At 71.0% G+C, this 1,879-nt stretch carries 1 protein-coding gene; it reads left to right on the top strand.

The annotated features are described in order from the left end of the window. Window positions 1-80 precede the first annotated feature (80 nt). Window positions 81-1,879 (top strand): beta-ketoacyl reductase (locus AV521_RS46165; protein ID WP_143658787.1); only part of this gene is annotated, 1,799 nt, incomplete at its 3' end.

The following is a 1,879-nucleotide window of genomic DNA, read 5'->3' as shown; positions in this document are numbered from 1 at the left end:
CAGGCCAGCCCGTCGTGCACATCGACGCCATGCACATACGCCCCTTTGATCCCGGTCAACTGCCCGTCAGCACAGCTGGCTTGGACGCGCTCTTTACTCTGGAGTGGGTCCCCACCGCCCCCGTGGGCACGACCGAACTGCCGTCCATCGCGCTGATTGACCCGGCCCCCCTGGCCCTCCACACCGGCCTGCCGGACACCCCGTCGTACCCGGACGTTCCGGCGCTGGCCGCCGCACTGGACGAGGGCGCCGCCGTCCCGGCCTACGGTGTGCTGGCCGCCACCACCCCCGATGCCACGGGCGAAGTGGCACGGGCCGCGCACCACCTGGCCGCGTCCGTCCTCGTGGCGGTCCAGGAATGGCTGGCCGAACCCCGCCTGGAATCCAGCCCGTTGATCATCGTCACCCGAGGCTCGGTCGCCGCTGGACCGGACCGGAGCGCCGACGTGCCGGATCTGGCCGCCTCGGTGGTGTGGGGGATGATCCGCACCGCGCAGAGCGAACACCCCGACCGGTTCGTCCTGCTCGACATCGACCCGGAGAGCGGCACACCCGACTTCGAGACCCTTCTCGCGCAGGCCATCGCCACCAACGAGCAGCAACTCGCCTGCCGTGACGCCACTCTCCTGACCCCGCGCCTCGCGACTGCCGAAGCGGCGCCGGACACCGATGGAGCATCGGCGCTGGACCCGTCGGGCACCGTACTGATCACCGGAGGTGTGTCCCCGCAGGGTCGGCAGCTGGCCCGCCATCTCGTCGAAGAGCACCAGGTCCGCCATCTCGTCCTCACGAGCCCGCAGGCGCTCGAAAGCCCTGGTGCGGACGGACTCCGCGACGACCTCGCCGAACGCGGTGCCGAGGTCACGATCACCGCCTGCGACACCACGGACCGGGCGGCCCTCGCCGGCCTCCTGAGAGAGATCCCCGATGCGCACCCGCTGGTCGCGGTGATCCATGCGGCTGGTGTGCTGGACAGCGGCGTCCTGGAGTCGTTGACCGAGCAGCAGCTCAACGAGGTGCTGGGGGAGCGGATTTCTGGCGCGGTCCACCTGCACGAACTCACGCGGCACCTGGATCTGTCCGCGTTCATCCTCTTCTCGTCCGCGGCAGGCGTCATCGGCGGGGCCGGCTACGCCGGACTTGCCTCCGCCAGCGCGTTCCTCGACGCTCTCGCTCACCGTCGCAGGGCGCAGGGCTTGCCCGCGCTCTCCGTGGCGTGGGGCGCCTGGGAATCCGCGGACGCGGCGACCGACCGCCCGAACGACGGCGAACTGGCCCGGCTGTCCCGTGAAGGCGCCGTTCCGCTCGCTGCCGAGGAAGGGCTCGCACTCTTCGACACCGCGTTGACCATGGGCGATCCGATGGTTGTCGGTACGCGGGTCGACGCATCCGTACTGCGCGAGCGAGCCATGGCCGGTGTGCTCTCGCCGGTGTGGCGCGGCCTGGTCCGTATGCCCGCCAAGCGTGTGGCAGCGGCGAAGGACGACGCAGGCCTTTCCCTGGCACGGCGGCTGATAGCGCTGCCCAAGGCCGAGCGCGGCCGGGTCGTACTGGAACTCGTCCGCGGGCATGCCGCCGCGGTGCTCGGCCACGATCTGCCCGCACGGGTGGAGGAAACCAGGGGATTCACGGACGCCGGAATCGACTCGCTCACCGCGGTCGAGCTGCGCAACAGGCTCTCCGCCGCCACCGGGCTGCAGCTGCCCACCACCTTGGTCTTCGACTACCCCACCCCGGCCGAACTCGCCCGGCATGTGGTCGCGGAACTCCTCGGCGACAAGGCCGAGGTGGACCTCGCCGCACAGCACGGGACGAGCGGAACGGCCGACGAACCCATCGCGGTGGTGGGTATGGCGTGCCGGTTCCCGGGTGGTGTGGG

Source organism: Streptomyces sp. IMTB 2501, assembly GCF_001953885.1.
In the GTDB taxonomy this organism is placed as follows: domain Bacteria; phylum Actinomycetota; class Actinomycetes; order Streptomycetales; family Streptomycetaceae; genus Streptomyces.
This window is presented reverse-complemented; position numbering and strand designations above follow the sequence as displayed.